This is a genomic window from Nonomuraea sp. B5E05 (assembly GCF_039880665.1).
Classification (GTDB): domain Bacteria; phylum Actinomycetota; class Actinomycetes; order Streptosporangiales; family Streptosporangiaceae; genus Nonomuraea.
In genome coordinates, this window is sequence record NZ_JBDPMJ010000020.1 from 142,634 (window position 1) to 156,925 (window position 14,292).

Here is a 14,292-nt window from a genome sequence, read left to right on the forward strand (position 1 = left end):
TGTGCCACACCCGCCCGGTCAGCGGGCGGACGGCACGCGCCGGCGCTCCTCGCCGGGGGCGGCGCCGCCCACCGGCCGGGCCCGGATCTCCCTGAGTTCGGCCTGGCTGTCGCGGATGCCGGTGATCAGCACGTACGCGACCAGCAGCAGCCCGAGGCAGAGGGCGTCGGCCGCCCACCAGGGGATCTCGGCGAGCAGCAGGTAGCCGTCGCGGTCGCTCAGCTCCCTGATCACCACCGTGACCACGGCGATCACCACGGTCACCAGTAACCAGGTGCGCAGCCGGGGCAGGCTCCCCTTGCTCCACAGCCGGAGCCGCCAGTTCATGAACACGGCGAGCACGCCGAGCAGCGCGCAGAACCCGATGAGCCACCAGGGCAGGGCGAAGGCGGTCTGGTCGGCGATCTGCTGCTGCGTGGTGCGCAGTTCCGCCTCGGCCTTGCGCTGGGCCGCCACGGCCGCGTCGAGCTCGCGTTCGAGCTGGGCCACGGTCTTCTGCTGCCGCTGGGGCGGCGTGGCGTCCTCCGTAGGCAACATCCGCGCCACGACGGTCAGCATGATCGCGATGAACGACAGCGCCAGCACGATGGCCATGAACAGGTCGATGAAGCGCAGGTCGAGCGGCGGCGCGAACGAGGTGGAGGGCCGCTTCCTCACGGCTCCCTCACCAGGGTGTACTTCTGCGGACGGGTCTCGGCCGCGCTCATCCGCTCGACGGCGGTGCGCAGCGCGTCGAGGCCCTTGACCAGCTCTTCGGTCCTGCCCCTCGTCTGGGCCATCTCCTGCCGGGACTGGGCCAGCTCCTGAGTGAGGCCGTGCATGGCGGGAGCGGCCTGCTTGGCGGGCAGGCGCGCGATGTAGATGAGGAACACGTCGTCTGCGGCCACCACGCTGGCCCGCTCGGCCCGCTCGACCAGGGCCATCGCGCCGAACGCGACCACGCTCAGGAACAGCGCGATCAGGGTGACGCCGAACGCCGAGGCCAGCTCGGGCAGCACGTGCTGCTTCAGCGCGTCGATCAGCACGCTGGGGTCGCCCTGGTCGTCGAGGGCGTTGGAGAACGAGGTGACCATGCCGGCCATGGTCAGGGCGGTGCCGATGAACCCGAAGACGGGCAGCGCCCAGATGAGCGCGTGGTCGAGATGGTGCTTGTTGGCCATCTCGCTGTCGTCGAGCGCGGAGCGGGCGCTCAGCACCGCCTCGCAGTCGTTGCCCGCCTCGGCCGCCTCCCTGAACAGGCGCAGCCGGCGCCCCACCAAGGTGTCGTCACCGGGCTTCACCGCCTGCACGTTCGCCACCGCCCGCGCCGTCGCGGCGCTCTCCCGCCGGATGTCGGGCACGGCCCTGACGATCCGGAGAACGGCGGTCAGGAACACCGCGATGATGAGCGTGACCACGAACGCCGCGCCCGCCGGCGCCGTCGTCGCGCCCACGAATGTCAGCAGCGCGCCCACCGCCCCCGACACCAGCAACAGCATCGAGACCATCAGGCTCACCGCCGGCGCGAACGCCGAATGACACCAGCCGTACCTTGACACCCTTCAACTCCACTCCGGCACACAACAAGTCAAAGGAATACCTAAGCACACGTAAAGGAGTCGTAGAGTCACGACTGGCGACCGATTCGCGGGAATCTGGACGGGCGTCTAGACGATCACCAGGTCACGCGGGGTGGTGTTCAGCCGTTCCCCGCCGTTTTCGGTGCAGACCACGATGTCCTCGATCCTGGCGCCGTGCCGCCCCTGCAGGTAGATGCCCGGCTCGACCGAGAACGCGAAGCCTGGCTCCATCACCTCGCCGTTGCCGGCGACGATGTAGGGCTCCTCGTGCGTCTCGATGCCGATGCCGTGGCCGGTGCGGTGGATGAAGGCCTCGCCGTAGCCCGCCGCGGCGATCAGGTCGCGGGCCGCGGCGTCGATCGACTCGCACGGCACCCCCGGCCGCACCGCCGCGCAGGCCGCGTCCTGGGCCCGGCGCAGCACCTCGTAGTAGGCGGCGAAATCGGCGGGCGGCTCGCCCACGCTGTAGGTGCGCGTGGAGTCGGAGCAGTAGCCGTTGTGCAACTGGCCGCCGATGTCGACCACGACCGGCTCCCCGGCCTCGATCACCCGGTCGGAGACATCGTGGTGCGGGCTGGCGGCGTTGGGGCCCGAGGCCACGATGACGAAGTCGACGGTCGCGTGCCCGGAGGCCAGGATCGCCTCGGCGATGTCGCGGCCCACCTCGCGCTCGGTGCGCCCGGCCCGCAGGAACTCCGGCACCTGCCGGTGCACCGAGTCGATGGCCCGACCCGCCTCGCGCAGCGCCGCCACCTCGGCCGGCGACTTGCGCATGCGCAGCTCCCGCAGCACGCTCCCGGCCAGCACCTGCTCGGCGTCCGGCAGCACCTCACGGAAACGCAGCGACGACATGGCCCACATGCGGTCGGCCAGGCCCACCCTGGCCACCCGGCCCAGGCGCGCGGCCACGACCGCGTAAGGGTCGTCGGTCTCGTCCCACGCCACGAACTCCAGCCCCAGCCGCGCGGCGGGCGACGCCTCGGCGGCCGGCGCCTCCAGCCGTGGCACCATCATGAAGGCCTCGCCGGAGGCGGGCACCACCAGGCACGTCAGCCGCTCCAGCGGCTTGGCGTCGTAGCCGCTGACGTAGCGCAGGTCGGGACCGGGAGTGAGGAGCAGGGCGTCGAGGCCGCCCTTGGCGGTGGCCTCGTGAACGGCGGCAAGGCGGGACACGGGATAAAGATCTGAGGACGTCACAGGCCCAAATCTACTCCTGACGGCACCTCCTAAAATCCGCGAAAAGCTCTCACAACACCGGAAGACGTCGCTACGCTCCGCCCCACGGCACTCACGTAATGTGAGGCCAATTGTCCAGTTCCACTGCGCTTTGAGAGTGAGACCCCATGGTCGACGTCATAGGCGCCGCCGGGCTGCTCGGGCATGAGAGCGACGCCGAGCGGCTGGCCGTACGACTGGCGCACGCCCAGCGGCTGGGCAACATGGGCTGGGCGGAGTGGCACCCGCACACCGGCGAGACCATCTGGTCCGACCAGGTCTACGTGATCTTCGGGCGTGACCCAGCCCTGGGCCCGATCCCGCTGCCGGAGCTGGCCGAGCTCGTCGAACCCGCCGACATGGGCACGCTCGACCGCCTGCTGTGGTCGGTGGTGCGCGGCGTCGAGCCGGTGCAGGCCGAGTTCCGCATCCGCCGCGGATCGGGCTCCGGCGAGCTGCGCGACCTGCGGGTCGTCCTCGAGCCGCTGACCACGCCCGGCGGCCCCGTGGGCATGCACGGCGTCATCCAGGACATCACCGGCCGCCGCCGCGCCGAACGCATGGTCTCCGAATCACGCCGGCGGCTCCTCGAAGCCCGCGAGCAGGCCGCCGAGGAACGCCACGTCATGCTCGCGATGCGCGACGCCGTCCTGCCCGGTCCCGCCGGACGCCTCGACCTGCCGCACGCCAGGATCGCCGTGCGCTACGTGCCCGCGGAGAAGACCGCCAACCTGGGCGGCGACTGGTTCGAGGCCGCTCCCGCGCCCGACGGCCGGCTGCTGCTGGCCGTCGGCGACGTCTCCGGCCACGGCCTGCCCGCCATCGCGCGCATGGCCCAGCTCCGCCACGCCCTCGTCGGCCTGGCCATGACCGGCCGGCCCGCCCACCGGCTGCTGGCCTGGCTCAACGAGCTGGTCATGCACCAGCTGAAGGACACCACCGCCACCGCGATCGTCGGCCACCTCGACCCCGACACGCGCGTGCTCGCCTGGAGCCAGGCGGGCAACCTGGCGCCCGTCCTGGTGCGCGACGGCGTGGCCAGCCGGCTCGCCCAGCCCCGAGGTGTGCTGCTCGGCGCCGGCTGGCCGGGCCCGTACGAGCCGGCGACCACCCGGCTGCTGCCCGGCGACCTGCTGCTGATGTTCACCGACGGGCTGGTCGAGCGGCGCACCCGCGACATCGACGTCGGCCTCGACCTGGTCATGGCCGCCGCCCGCGACGTGTCCGTCCGCGACCTGGAGTCGGGTCTCGACCGCCTGCTGGCCGACATCGGCGGCCCCAACCCCGAGGACGACGCGTGCCTGCTCGCCGTCGGCGTGCCCGCGCGCGAGGAGGAGCGGCCCGGGTGAGCGGGGAGAGTGCGACGATAGAGGCGTGCTCATGCTTCTGGACACCCCATCGCTCTACTTCCGCGCCTTCTACGGCGTCCCCGAGTCGGTCAAGGGGCCGGACGGCTCGCCCGTCAACGCCGTACGCGGCCTGATCGACATGATCGCCACCCTCGTGCGCGGCCACTCCCCCACCGCGATGGCGGCCACCATGGACGCCGACTGGCGGCCCGCTTTCCGGGTGGCGGCGATCCCGACGTACAAAGCGCACAGGGTCGCCCACGGCGACACCGAGGAGGTGCCGGAGGCGCTCGTGCCGCAGATCGCGGTCATCCAGGAGGTGCTCGACGCGCTCGGCATCGCCCGCCTGGAGTCGCCGGGCTACGAAGCCGACGACGTGATCGGCACGCTCACCCACCAGGCCGCGGGCGCCGTCGACATCGTGACCGGCGACCGCGACCTGTTCCAGCTCGTCGACGACGCGCGCCCCGTACGCGTCCTCTACACCGCCCGCGGGATCCGCAACCTGCAGATCGTCGACGAGGCGTTCGTCACCGCCAAGTACGGCATCCCCGGGCGTGCCTACGCCGACTTCGCGACCCTGCGCGGCGACCCCAGCGACGGCCTGCCCGGCGTCGCCGGCGTCGGCGACAAGACCGCCGCGGCGCTCATCACCCGCTTCGGCTCGCTCGACGCCCTTCTCGAAGCCCTCGACGCGGACGTCACCGACGGTTTCCCCGCCGGCAGCCGCACCCGCCTGGCCGCGGCCCGCGACTACCTGCGCGCCGCCCCCGCCGTCGTCGAGGTCGCCTCCGGCGCGCCGCTGCCGGCCGCCGACCTGACCCTGCCGGCCAAGCCGCGCGACCCCGAGGCGCTCGTCCGCCTGGCCGACCGCCACGGGCTCGACAGCCCGCTCAACCGGCTGCTCGACGCCCTGGGCGGCTAGCTCCCGAGCAGGGCCAGGACGGCCGCCTGCGCGGCGTCGCGCAGGCGGGCGTGCACGAGCACGTTCTCCTCGCGGTCGGTGCGCACCTCGACCAGGCGGGGCCCCTCGCCGCGCAGCGCCTTGGGCAACTCGGTGATCTCGCCCACCAGCGTGTACGGCGTCCCGGTCGCGGCCGCCACATAACCGAGGTCCACCCCGTGCGGCGTGCCGAAGACCCGCTCGAACGGGTCGCGGACCGCCGCCTGGGGCAGCAGCGAGAAGATGCCGCCGCCGTCGTTGTTGACGACCACGAAACACAGGTCGGGCCGGGGCTCGCGGGGCCCGAGGATCAGACCGTTCTGATCGTGCAGGAACGACAGGTCGCCCATCAGCGCGTACGCCGGGCCGTTGTGCGCCAGCGCCGCCCCCATGGCCGTCGACACCAGCCCGTCAATGCCGGAGGCGCCCCTGTTGGCCATCAGCCGGATGCCGCGCCGCGGCCGCATCGCCTGGTCGAGATCGCGGATCGGCATCGAGGACCCGCAGAACAGCAGGGCTCCGTTCGGCAGCGCGTCGACCAGGTCTCTGGCCAGGCGGGGCTCGCTCGTGCCCGACACGTCGAGCACCTCGTCGAGCGCCGTCCTGGCCGCGACGTCGGCCTGGCGCCAGGAGTGCAGCCACGTGTCGTCGCCGGAGGCCACCGGGATCTCCACGGCCTGCGCCACCTGAGTGGCCGACCTGGTGGGGTCGGGCCAGCGGTCGAGGTCGGGCGCCACCACGATGTGCTCCCCCGCGCGCCGCAACCACGACAGCAGCGGCCGCGACAACCCGGGACGGCCCAGCGTCACCACCACGTCGGGCAGGTGCGTGTCGGCGAACTCCGGCGTGCCCAGCAGGTAGTGGTAGGTGGAGACGGCGTGGTCGCCGTAGCGTCCGCCGCCGTTCGGCTCCGACAGCACCGGCCAGCCCGCCATGCCGGCCGCGGCGACGTAGCGGCGCACGTTGGCGGCTCCGTCGCCGACCACGAGCACGCCGCGCCTGGTCGGCGGGAGGTGCAGGGCGACCGGCGGAGGCGCGACCCTGGCCCGCGCCCAGGGGCCGTTGGCGCCGCCGTCGAGCGGCTCGCACCACGCGGTGTCGCCGTCGGGGATCAGCGGTTCCCTGAAGGCCAGGTTGAGGTGGACGGGCCCCGGCGCGGCCGGGCCCGACGCCCGCTGGTAGGCGCGGCAGGCCAGCGACCGCCAGTAGGCCACCTGCCCCGGCCGGTCCTCCGGCACGCCGACCTCGGCGAACCAGCGGGTGGCGTCGCCGTACAGCTTGATCTGGTCGATCGTCTGGTTGGCGCCGGTGCCCCGCAGCTCGGGCGGGCGGTCGGCGGTGAGCACCAGCAGCGGCACGCCCGCCTCGCTCGCCTCGATCACGGCCGGGTGGAAGTTGGCGACGGCCGTGCCGGAGGAGCAGATCAGCGCCACCGGGCGCTCGGAGCGCCTGGCCAGCCCCAGCGCCAGGTAGGACGCGGAACGCTCGTCGATCCGCACGTGCAGGCGCACCCGCGACTCGGCGTGCAGCGCCAGCGCCAGGGGCGCGGAGCGGGAGCCGGGGGCCAGCACGACGTCGGTCAGGCCGCAGCGCACCAGCTCGTCGACCAGCACCGTGGCCAGCGCGGTAGCGGGGTTCAACGTGACGCCTCCTGCATCCGGCTCAGCCACTGGGGAGAGTCGATTTCATATGCCGACAAATGCTGATAATTCACCGTCGGACGCCGTACGCCCAGCCGCCCGTCCACCGGCACCAGCGAGTCGTCCACGACGTCACCCGACAGCAGCGGCATCGTGCCCAGCCCGCACGCGTACGGCAGGGACGGCAGCGCCGCGGCCAGCGCCAGCCCCGCGGCCAGCCCCACCGACGTCTCGACGGCGCTGGAGACCACCGCGGGCAGCCCGCACGCCTCCACCACCCGCAACGCCGCGCGCACCCCGCCCAGCGGCTGCACCTTGACCACCGCGATGTCGGCCGCCTCCGCCGCCTTGACCCGCAGCGGGTCCTCCGCCCTGCGGATCGACTCGTCGGCCGCGATCGGCACGTCGCACGCCCGCCGCACCGCGGCCAGCTCATCGAGGGTGGCGCACGGCTGCTCGGCGTATTCCAGGCCGAACCGGTCGAGGCGTCTGAGCCGCTGCACGGCCTCGCCGACCTCCCACGCGCCGTTGACGTCGACCCGCAGCCGGCCCGACGGCCCGAGCGCGTCGCGCACGGCCTCCACCCTGGCCACGTCGTCATCGAACGTCTGGCCCCGCTCGGCCACCTTCACCTTCGCCGTGCCGCAGCCGGAGCGGCGCACCATGTCGTGAGCGCGCGCGGGATCGACGGCGGGCACGGTCGTGTTGACGGGCACGCTGTCGCGCACCGGCTCGGGCCAGCCCTCGAAGGCCGCCTCGCGGGCGCACGCCAGCCAGCGGGCGCACTCGCGCGGGCCGTATTCGGGAAACGGGGAGAACTCGCCCCAACCGGCGGGACCCTGGAGCAGGACCCCTTCCCTGACGGTCTGCCCGCGAAAACGCGTGCGCATCGGGATGCGGAAGACATGGACCCCGTGGTGGTCACGCTGCTCGGGCGCCATGGGAGAACGCGTCACGACCCTCCCTGCACATCTGTCCGACCTGTCGCCACTAACCTTACGAGCATGTGGAGGAACCCGTCGCATCCGGACCGTCCGCTTCATGCCATTGTGCAGCCTCCAGGACCTGCCCTGTTCGCGGCGATCCGTGACGCGCTCGCGGGCGACGGCCCGGCCGTCCTCCCCCTGCCGCCCGGCCACTCCGAGGCTGCGCTGGCGGCCCTGCGCCCCACCCACGTCGACGGAGCCCTCCAGACCGGCGGCGAAGGCGTGCCGGGCGACGTGGCGGTCGTCATCGCCACCAGTGGCAGCACCGGCGCCCCCAAGGGGGTGCTGCTCTCGGCCACGGCCCTGCGCAGCTCGGCGGCGGCCTCCCTGCGCCGCGTCGAGGCCTCCAAGGGCGAGCGCTGGTTGTGCTGCCTGCCCGTCTCCCACGTCTCGGGGCTGCAGGTGCTCGTACGCGCCCTGCTGTCCGAGAGCGAGCCGATCATCCACCCGTCGTTCGACCCGCGCGCGGTCCTCGCCTCCGGCGCCGACCACGTCTCCCTGGTGCCCACCCAGCTGCACCGGCTCGTCGGGCTGGGCGCGGACCTGTCGGTCTTCCGCACGATCCTGCTCGGTGGTGCGGCGCCCCGGCCCGGGCTGCTGGAGCAGGCCAGGGATCTCGGGGCGCGGCTGGTGACGACGTACGGGATGAGCGAGACGTGCGGTGGCTGCGTCTACGACGGCCAGCCCTTTTACAATGTAGATCTCAAGGTCGGCGACGACGGCCTGATCAGGATCGCCGGCCCCGTGTTGTTCTCGGGCTACCGTTTCGGCGGGCCGGCCCCGCTCGAGGACGGCTGGTTCGTCACCTCCGACCTCGGCGAGCTGACCGGGGGCCGCCTGCGCGTGCTGGGCCGCGCCGACGACGTCATCAACACCGGCGGCGAGAAGGTCGTGGCCGGCGCCGTGACCGCCGTGTTGTGCACGCATCCCGAGGTGGCCGACGCCGCCGTGTTCGGCACGCCCGACCCCGAATGGGGCGAGCGGGTCACGGCCGTCGTCGTTCCCGCCAACCCCGACACACCCCCCACGCTTGAACAATTAACGGCATACTGCCGCGATAGGCTTCCCCCCTATGCCGCCCCGCGCGAGCTGCGCCTGGAGCTCCGGCTGCCGCTGTTGCCGAACGGAAAGACCGACCTTGTGCGGTTGAGGGCAGGAACCTGATGAGTTGCGGCTGCGTCAAACCGGGGAAAGGGAGGGAGCCTTCATGGACCAGACCCGCAAGATGTGGGCATCCGTCGCCGTCGTCGGCGTGATCGTGGTCGGAGGCGCCTCCATCGCGGCGGCCGCCTCGGCGGGCAAGCTCTCGCAGGTCGACGAGGAGACCAGGGCCGTGGTGGAGCAGGCGTCGCCGTCCGGCCGGCCAGATACCTCCACGTCCGACCCCACCGGCGACCCCACCGGCGACCCCACCGGCGACGACGTCGTCGTCTCCCGCGAGGTCAACCCCGATCCCGGCCAGGTCATCGAATACTGGACCGGCGAGCGCATGGAAGACGCCGATCCCATGCCGATGCCCGAGGTCTCGATCGAGGTGGGCGACTAGCGAGCGAACCGAGGGGTGGTCCGCCGAAACGCGCGATCCGCCCCTTTTTCATGACATTCGTCCGCACAGGGAACAAATGGCGGCGATTGGCGTTATTGATACTGGTGCGCCGTGCGGACGACGAAGCCGCCCCACCACAACCTGCCTGATCGCTTCTACTCCGTACGGAGGAGGTGTCCTCATGCCCAGAACCGCCTTGGCGACCCCGCCCGTGTCTCTCGACCAGCTGCTCGAACGAGGGCGAGCCCAGGGTCACCTATCTCTGGCGGAGCTGCGGGACGCGTTCGGCGAAGCCGGGATCAGCCCCTCTGAGGGCCGCACGATATTGCGGGAGCTGTCAGAGGCCGGCGTGAGCCTGGCCGCCGAGAACGAGCCGTCTCTCAGCACGACCGCCACTCCCGGAAAGACCACCCAGAAGAAAGCAGCGACCCCCAAGAAGCCTTCGCGGGCCAAGACTACCGGCCGCAAGGCAGCCGAGGCAAAAACCCTTTCCCCGGCGGACGCGAAGTCCGTCGTCCCTCCGGAGCCCAAGCCGGAGCACGAGGAGGACCTGCCGGAGGAGATCGAGCTGAGCGCCGAGGACGACGGCGACTCCGTCGACCTCGACGACGCCCAGTCGGTCATGGGCGACTCGGTGCACACCTATCTGAAGTCCATCGGCCGCCGCACGTTGCTCACCGCGGCACAGGAGGTCGAGCTGGCCAGGCGGATCGAGGCCGGCCTGTACGCCGAGTACAAGCTCGAGTCCCAGCCCGATCTGCCGCCCGCCGCGCGGGACGACCTGCGCATGGTCGTCGAGGACGGCAAGCAGGCCAAGGACCACATGCTGGAGGCCAACCTGCGCCTGGTCGTGTCGGTGGCCAAGAAGTACACCGACCGCGGCATGTCGCTGCTCGACGTGGTCCAGGAAGGCAACCTGGGGCTCATCAGGGCGGTGGAGAAGTTCGACTACACCAAGGGCTTCAAGTTCTCGACGTACGCCATGTGGTGGATCAGGCAGGCCATCCAGCGCGGCTTCGCCGACTCGGCGCGGACGATCCGGCTGCCGGTGCACGTGCTGGAGATGTTGTCCAAGCTGTCGCGCATCGAGCGTGACATGCACCAGCGCCTGGGACGCGAGCCCACCCCCGAGGAACTGGCGGTCGAGCTGGACAAGACCCCGGACCAGATCGAGGAGCTGCTGCGCACCAGCCGCCAGCCGATCTCGCTGAACGCGACGATCGGCGAGGACGGCGAGACCACCATCGGCGACCTCATCGAGGACGTCGACTCCCCCGAGGCGTCGGAGATCGTCGACCGCCAGCTGCTGGGCGACCAGCTGCGCGGCGTGCTCGACAACCTCTCACCGCGCGAGTCGAAGATCATGGCACTGCGTTTCGGCCTGGTGGACGGCAAGCCGCACACGCTGGACGAGATCGGCAGGCACCTGGGGCTGACCCGGGAGCGGATCCGCCAGCTGGAGAAGGAGTCGCTGTCCAAGCTGCGCCACCCGAGCAACACCCGCCCGCTGCTCGACTGGGCCAGCTGACAAGGGAGCCCCGGCACACCACGTGCCGGGGCTCTCGTTTCCTGGACGCCTGGTGACCGGCGCTCAGACGGTGGCGGGCACCGGGCGCGGCACCCGCGGGATGCCCCACATCCGGTTGTCCTCGCGCAGCGTGCGCAGGCGCTCGACCTCGGCCGTCCACATGGCCCCCGCGGGGGTCGCCTTGGCCTTGCGGCGCGCGATCCGGTCGTCGTAGGCCTTCACCCCGAACGTGGCCCGCTGCCCCGCCTCCGCGGCCCGCAGCGCGTCGGTCAGCGCCCGGTCGAGGGCCTGGCCTGCGGCCAGCAGCTCGATCTCGTCGGCCGCCGAGGCCTGCAGCTCGCGCAGCGTCCGCTCGGCCTCGCGGGCCTTCTCGAGCAGCTCGGGGAAGCCCCTGGAGATCTCCTGGTCCGCGTGGAAGCGAACCTCGGCCTCCCGGCTCACCCGCGGACGGAAAAACGCCATCGACTCGGCCCCTTCACGCTGTCGCCATTCGTTCCGACGCTTAGCGTACGCCGTTACGCGACACGTGCGGAAATCGGCCCGGAGCGAGCGCCTTTACATAGTAAGATGATCTCCATGCCCGCCAAGCGACCACCCGTCCCCCTCTCCCGCGAGCGCATCATCGAGGCCGCACTCCACATCGCCGACGGTCAGGGCCTGCGCCGGCTCACCATGCGCCGCCTGGGCGACGCCCTGCAGGTGGAGGCGATGGCCATCTATCACCACCTGCCCCGGGGCAAGGAAGCGCTGATGGACGCGCTGGCCGAGCACGTCACCGCCATCCACGTCGAGCAGCGCTCCACCTGGCAGGAGACGGCCAGGGCCTGGTGCCGGGCGAGCAGGGAGGCGCTGCGCGAGCATCCCGGCGTGCTGGCCCTGGCCCTCACCAAGCCCCCCAAGGGCGCGACGGCGGTCGCCGTCAAGGAGCAGACCGAGCAGCTCGCCGACGCGGGCCTCCCGGACGCCGCCGAGGCCGTGCGCACGCTGCGGGCCTTCGTCTTCGGCAGCGTCGCCGTCGAGGTGCAGCAGTCAGGCTGGGCCGACCCGGACGTCGATGAATGGGTCAGACGGGATGAAAGAGCCGATATCGACTTCGAGCGCGGGCTCGACGCTCTTCTCAAGGGATTGCAAACGTGATGCGCGTGTCACGCTTGGCCGGTTATCCTGCATAAGGCACGCTGTGTCGAAGGTCACACGCACCAGGGATCCTCCTGTAACAGCCCGAACGGGCTATGTCGGAACGCGTGACACAGTCGCACACTTGCCAGGACAACAACCCGAGCCGGCTCCCGCCCCTCCAGAACGGGAGCATCACACGAGATATCGGAGGCACGCCGATGTGCCCGCACGACCCGGCCTGTCCGGATGCCGAGGCGCCTGACCGCGAGGCGGCACGCACCCTCGCCTGCCACCCCGAGCAGGGGTGGAGCCTGCTCTGCAACGGGGTCGTCCTGTTCGAGGACACCGGCGAGCTGCTGCCCAGCGGCACCGTCATCGCACCTCATCGGCCCGATCCGCTGGTGGGCGCGGCCTGAGCCACACGCGGGCGGCGCCGCCGGCCGGTGTTGCCCTGCCGTGGCGGCCCGCCATAGCGGGTGATCCACTCCGCCACGACCTCGCCCACCCGGGCGGGGTCCTTTTTCAGGTCATGGCCCTCTCCCGGCAGCACCACCAGGCGCGCGGCATCCGCGGCGTCCGGCACTCCGAAGGGGTCACGATCGCCGTTCACGACCAGCACGTCCACCCCGGCGCCGCGTAGCTCCCCGGCCCGGGAACGCTCCGGCTTCCCCGGCGGATGCAGCGGAAAGGCCAGCGCCACCACCGCCTCCGCGCCGACCGCCTTCGCCGTACGGCACGCCACCCGAGCCCCGTTGCTCCGCCCGCCCTGCACGAGGGGCAGCCCCGGCAGGCGCGCGCGCAGCTCGGACAGCACGATCTCCCACGCCTCGTCCTGCCTCGCCGGCGAGCCGGGCGCCCGCGCCCCCGCCAGCCTGAACGCCTGCGTCACCCGCGCCACGCTGGCTCCCACGCCCATGGCGGCGTCGCGCACGGCCAGCAGATCGGGAGCGTCCACTCCCCCGGCCGAACCGTGGGTCAGGACCAGCAGCAGCCGCGCCCCCGGCACCTCGTCGATCTCCACGAGCGCGGGCCCGCGCGGGGTCATCACCTCCATGCCAGCACCGTACCTGGGGAGGATGACACGCTAGCCCTCAGGTCGGATGACGACACCACATCCGGGATGGATGATGACCTTATGCCGGACCAGCGCCCCATCAGGGAAGACCTTCAGGCCACGCTCGACGCCCGCCGCGATCTCGGACCCGACTACGAGGCCGCGCTCGTCGACTCGTTCACCGAGCGCCTCGAGGCCACCATCGCCGCCCGGGTGCGGGCCGAACTCGACCGCCACGGGCCCCCGCCGCACAAGAAGTCCACGCCGGGCGCGGCGATGATCCCGGTCGCGCTGGGCTCGATGGCCCTGGGCATCCCGCTGACGGGCATCGGAGTGGCCAACGCCGGGCTGGTGGGGCTGATCATCACGTGGCTGGCCATCGTCGTCATCAACGTGGCCGCCGCGGCGGCCATCATGCGCCGCGGCTGACCTCCGCCCGGCGGAGGGGACGGGAGCACCTCCGCCATCCCGCGGGCATGCCCGGGAGGAGCGCCTCGGTGGCACGGGTCAGGGCGTCACGCACACTGGAACCCCCGGGCGTCAGGTGTCGCGCTGGTAGCGGAGCCTGACCTCCGCGGCCAGCGTCTCGTCGGCGTGCTCCAGCCCGTACGACCAGACCCGCCCCGCGTCGTCGTCGCGCCCGCGCAGGGGCAGGGTGCGGGCGAGCAGCTCGATGGCCAGCGCGCTCGTCTGCGCGTCTGCGCCTCCCTCCACGGTCTCCGCGAACTCCGCGCAGGCCAGCTCCAGGTGCGCGATGCCGAGCCGGACCCGCAGCCCCGGCGTCTCCTCCTCGGGCACGGCCTCCAGGGCGTCCAGGAGGAGCTCAGCCGCCGCCCCGGGCTCTCCGTGCTCCATCAGCAGGTCGGCCAGCTCCTGCGCGGCTCGCGCGGCGACCTCGCCGTCGCGGGCCTCCATCGCGGCCCGCAGCTCCCGCTCCGCCTCCTCCAGGTCCAGCGCCCGCACGGCCAGCCGGGCCAGCGCGAGATGGGCCAGCGGGACGTACGCGGCCGCCCCGACCCCCAGCACGGCCTGCCAGGCGGCCCTGGCCTGCTCGGCCCGCCCTTCCCGCTCGAAGCCCTGGGCCAGGTGGCAGGCGGCCTGCGAAGCGTATTCGGGGTGCCCCGTCGCCAGGGCGGTCCTGGCGGCGGCCCTGGCGGCCTCGACGTCGCCACGCTCCTCCAGCACCACGGCCAGCCCGACGGCGGCCTGAGCCCTGTCGGGCTCGTCGGGGTCGGCGGCGAGCTCGCTGAGGATGGCGGCGGCGCCGTCGAGGTCGCCGCGTTCGGCCAGACGCCGGGCGGTGTCGAGAGGCGGGGTCTCCAGCTCTGAGGACGTCAAGAGAGCTCCTTCTGG

Annotated in this window: 16 protein-coding genes; 8 read left to right on the top strand and 8 right to left on the bottom strand. The window is 72.3% G+C overall.

Going from position 1 to position 14,292, the window contains the following annotated elements; translation table 11 throughout:
* Positions 1–18 precede the first annotated feature (18 nt).
* The 3 genes from ABGB01_RS31990 to ABGB01_RS32000 all read right to left on the bottom strand — a co-directional run bounded on the left by ABGB01_RS31990 (position 19) and on the right by ABGB01_RS32000 (position 2,732).
* The gene (locus ABGB01_RS31990; protein ID WP_347777224.1) at positions 19–657 is read right to left on the bottom strand and encodes a hypothetical protein; all 639 of its coding nucleotides are present in this window, start codon (positions 655–657) and stop codon (positions 19–21) included.
* Positions 654–1,487 (bottom strand): hypothetical protein, encoded by an 834-nt coding sequence (locus tag ABGB01_RS31995; protein WP_347777225.1) that lies wholly within the window; start codon positions 1,485–1,487, stop codon positions 654–656. Before ABGB01_RS31995 ends, ABGB01_RS31990 begins: the two co-directional genes overlap by 4 nt.
* 159 nt (positions 1,488–1,646) lie before the next feature.
* On the bottom strand, positions 1,647–2,732 hold the full coding sequence (locus ABGB01_RS32000) for a Xaa-Pro peptidase family protein (protein ID WP_347777226.1): 1,086 nt from the start codon (positions 2,730–2,732) through the stop codon (positions 1,647–1,649).
* Between the two features lie 170 nt (positions 2,733–2,902).
* Between ABGB01_RS32000 and ABGB01_RS32005 the strand changes: the two genes are divergently transcribed.
* Positions 2,903–4,123 carry a SpoIIE family protein phosphatase gene (locus ABGB01_RS32005; protein ID WP_347777227.1) on the top strand — a complete coding sequence of 407 codons (1,221 nt, stop codon included), beginning with the start codon at positions 2,903–2,905 and terminating at the stop codon, positions 4,121–4,123.
* A 31-nt stretch (positions 4,124–4,154) separates the two neighbouring features.
* Entirely contained in the window at positions 4,155–5,048 is an 894-nt protein-coding gene (locus ABGB01_RS32010; RefSeq protein ID WP_347777254.1) for a 5'-3' exonuclease, read from the top strand.
* Here the strand turns inward: ABGB01_RS32010 and menD are convergent.
* Together menD and ABGB01_RS32020 are read right to left on the bottom strand one after the other, a co-directional pair.
* On the bottom strand, positions 5,045–6,706 hold the full coding sequence (gene menD / locus ABGB01_RS32015; RefSeq protein ID WP_347777228.1) for a 2-succinyl-5-enolpyruvyl-6-hydroxy-3-cyclohexene-1-carboxylic-acid synthase: 1,662 nt from the start codon (positions 6,704–6,706) through the stop codon (positions 5,045–5,047). The genes ABGB01_RS32010 and menD overlap by 4 nt on opposite strands.
* Positions 6,703–7,647, bottom strand: a complete 945-nt coding sequence (locus tag ABGB01_RS32020; RefSeq protein WP_347777255.1) for an o-succinylbenzoate synthase — start codon at positions 7,645–7,647, stop codon at positions 6,703–6,705. Before ABGB01_RS32020 ends, menD begins: the two co-directional genes overlap by 4 nt.
* 108 nt (positions 7,648–7,755) lie before the next feature.
* Here ABGB01_RS32020 and ABGB01_RS32025 point away from each other — a divergent pair, with 108 nt between their 5' ends.
* The 3 genes from ABGB01_RS32025 to ABGB01_RS32035 all read left to right on the top strand — a co-directional run bounded on the left by ABGB01_RS32025 (position 7,756) and on the right by ABGB01_RS32035 (position 10,766).
* Positions 7,756–8,856 carry an AMP-binding protein gene (locus ABGB01_RS32025; RefSeq protein ID WP_347777229.1) on the top strand — a complete coding sequence of 367 codons (1,101 nt, stop codon included), beginning with the start codon at positions 7,756–7,758 and terminating at the stop codon, positions 8,854–8,856.
* A 43-nt stretch (positions 8,857–8,899) separates the two neighbouring features.
* Positions 8,900–9,238 carry a hypothetical protein gene (locus ABGB01_RS32030; protein ID WP_347777230.1) on the top strand — a complete coding sequence of 113 codons (339 nt, stop codon included), beginning with the start codon at positions 8,900–8,902 and terminating at the stop codon, positions 9,236–9,238.
* A 181-nt stretch (positions 9,239–9,419) separates the two neighbouring features.
* Positions 9,420–10,766 carry an RNA polymerase sigma factor gene (locus ABGB01_RS32035; RefSeq protein ID WP_347777231.1) on the top strand — a complete coding sequence of 449 codons (1,347 nt, stop codon included), beginning with the start codon at positions 9,420–9,422 and terminating at the stop codon, positions 10,764–10,766.
* A 63-nt stretch (positions 10,767–10,829) separates the two neighbouring features.
* On the opposite strand, the gene ABGB01_RS32040 is transcribed toward ABGB01_RS32035, so the two are convergent.
* Positions 10,830–11,228 carry a hypothetical protein gene (locus ABGB01_RS32040; protein ID WP_347777232.1) on the bottom strand — a complete coding sequence of 133 codons (399 nt, stop codon included), beginning with the start codon at positions 11,226–11,228 and terminating at the stop codon, positions 10,830–10,832.
* 114 nt (positions 11,229–11,342) lie between these two features.
* Here ABGB01_RS32040 and ABGB01_RS32045 point away from each other — a divergent pair, with 114 nt between their 5' ends.
* Together ABGB01_RS32045 and ABGB01_RS32050 are read left to right on the top strand one after the other, a co-directional pair.
* Entirely contained in the window at positions 11,343–11,903 is a 561-nt protein-coding gene (locus tag ABGB01_RS32045) for a TetR/AcrR family transcriptional regulator C-terminal domain-containing protein (protein WP_347619402.1), read from the top strand.
* A gap of 200 nt (positions 11,904–12,103) precedes the next feature.
* On the top strand, positions 12,104–12,301 hold the full coding sequence (locus tag ABGB01_RS32050; RefSeq protein WP_132341476.1) for a DUF5999 family protein: 198 nt from the start codon (positions 12,104–12,106) through the stop codon (positions 12,299–12,301).
* On the opposite strand, the gene ABGB01_RS32055 is transcribed toward ABGB01_RS32050, so the two are convergent.
* Positions 12,268–12,939, bottom strand: coding sequence for an alpha/beta family hydrolase (locus tag ABGB01_RS32055; RefSeq protein WP_347777233.1), 672 nt, complete (start codon positions 12,937–12,939; stop codon positions 12,268–12,270). The two genes, ABGB01_RS32050 and ABGB01_RS32055, sit on opposite strands and share 34 nt — an antisense overlap.
* Before the next feature lie 81 nt (positions 12,940–13,020).
* Here ABGB01_RS32055 and ABGB01_RS32060 point away from each other — a divergent pair, with 81 nt between their 5' ends.
* Complete coding sequence (locus tag ABGB01_RS32060; protein ID WP_347777234.1) at positions 13,021–13,368, top strand: hypothetical protein; 348 nt, start codon at positions 13,021–13,023, stop codon at positions 13,366–13,368.
* 111 nt (positions 13,369–13,479) lie between these two features.
* Here ABGB01_RS32060 and ABGB01_RS32065 read toward each other — a convergent pair whose 3' ends face one another.
* A complete protein-coding gene (locus ABGB01_RS32065) occupies positions 13,480–14,277 on the bottom strand; it encodes a tetratricopeptide repeat protein (RefSeq protein WP_347777235.1) in 798 nt (265 codons plus the stop codon).
* Between the last annotated feature and the right edge of the window lie 15 nt (positions 14,278–14,292).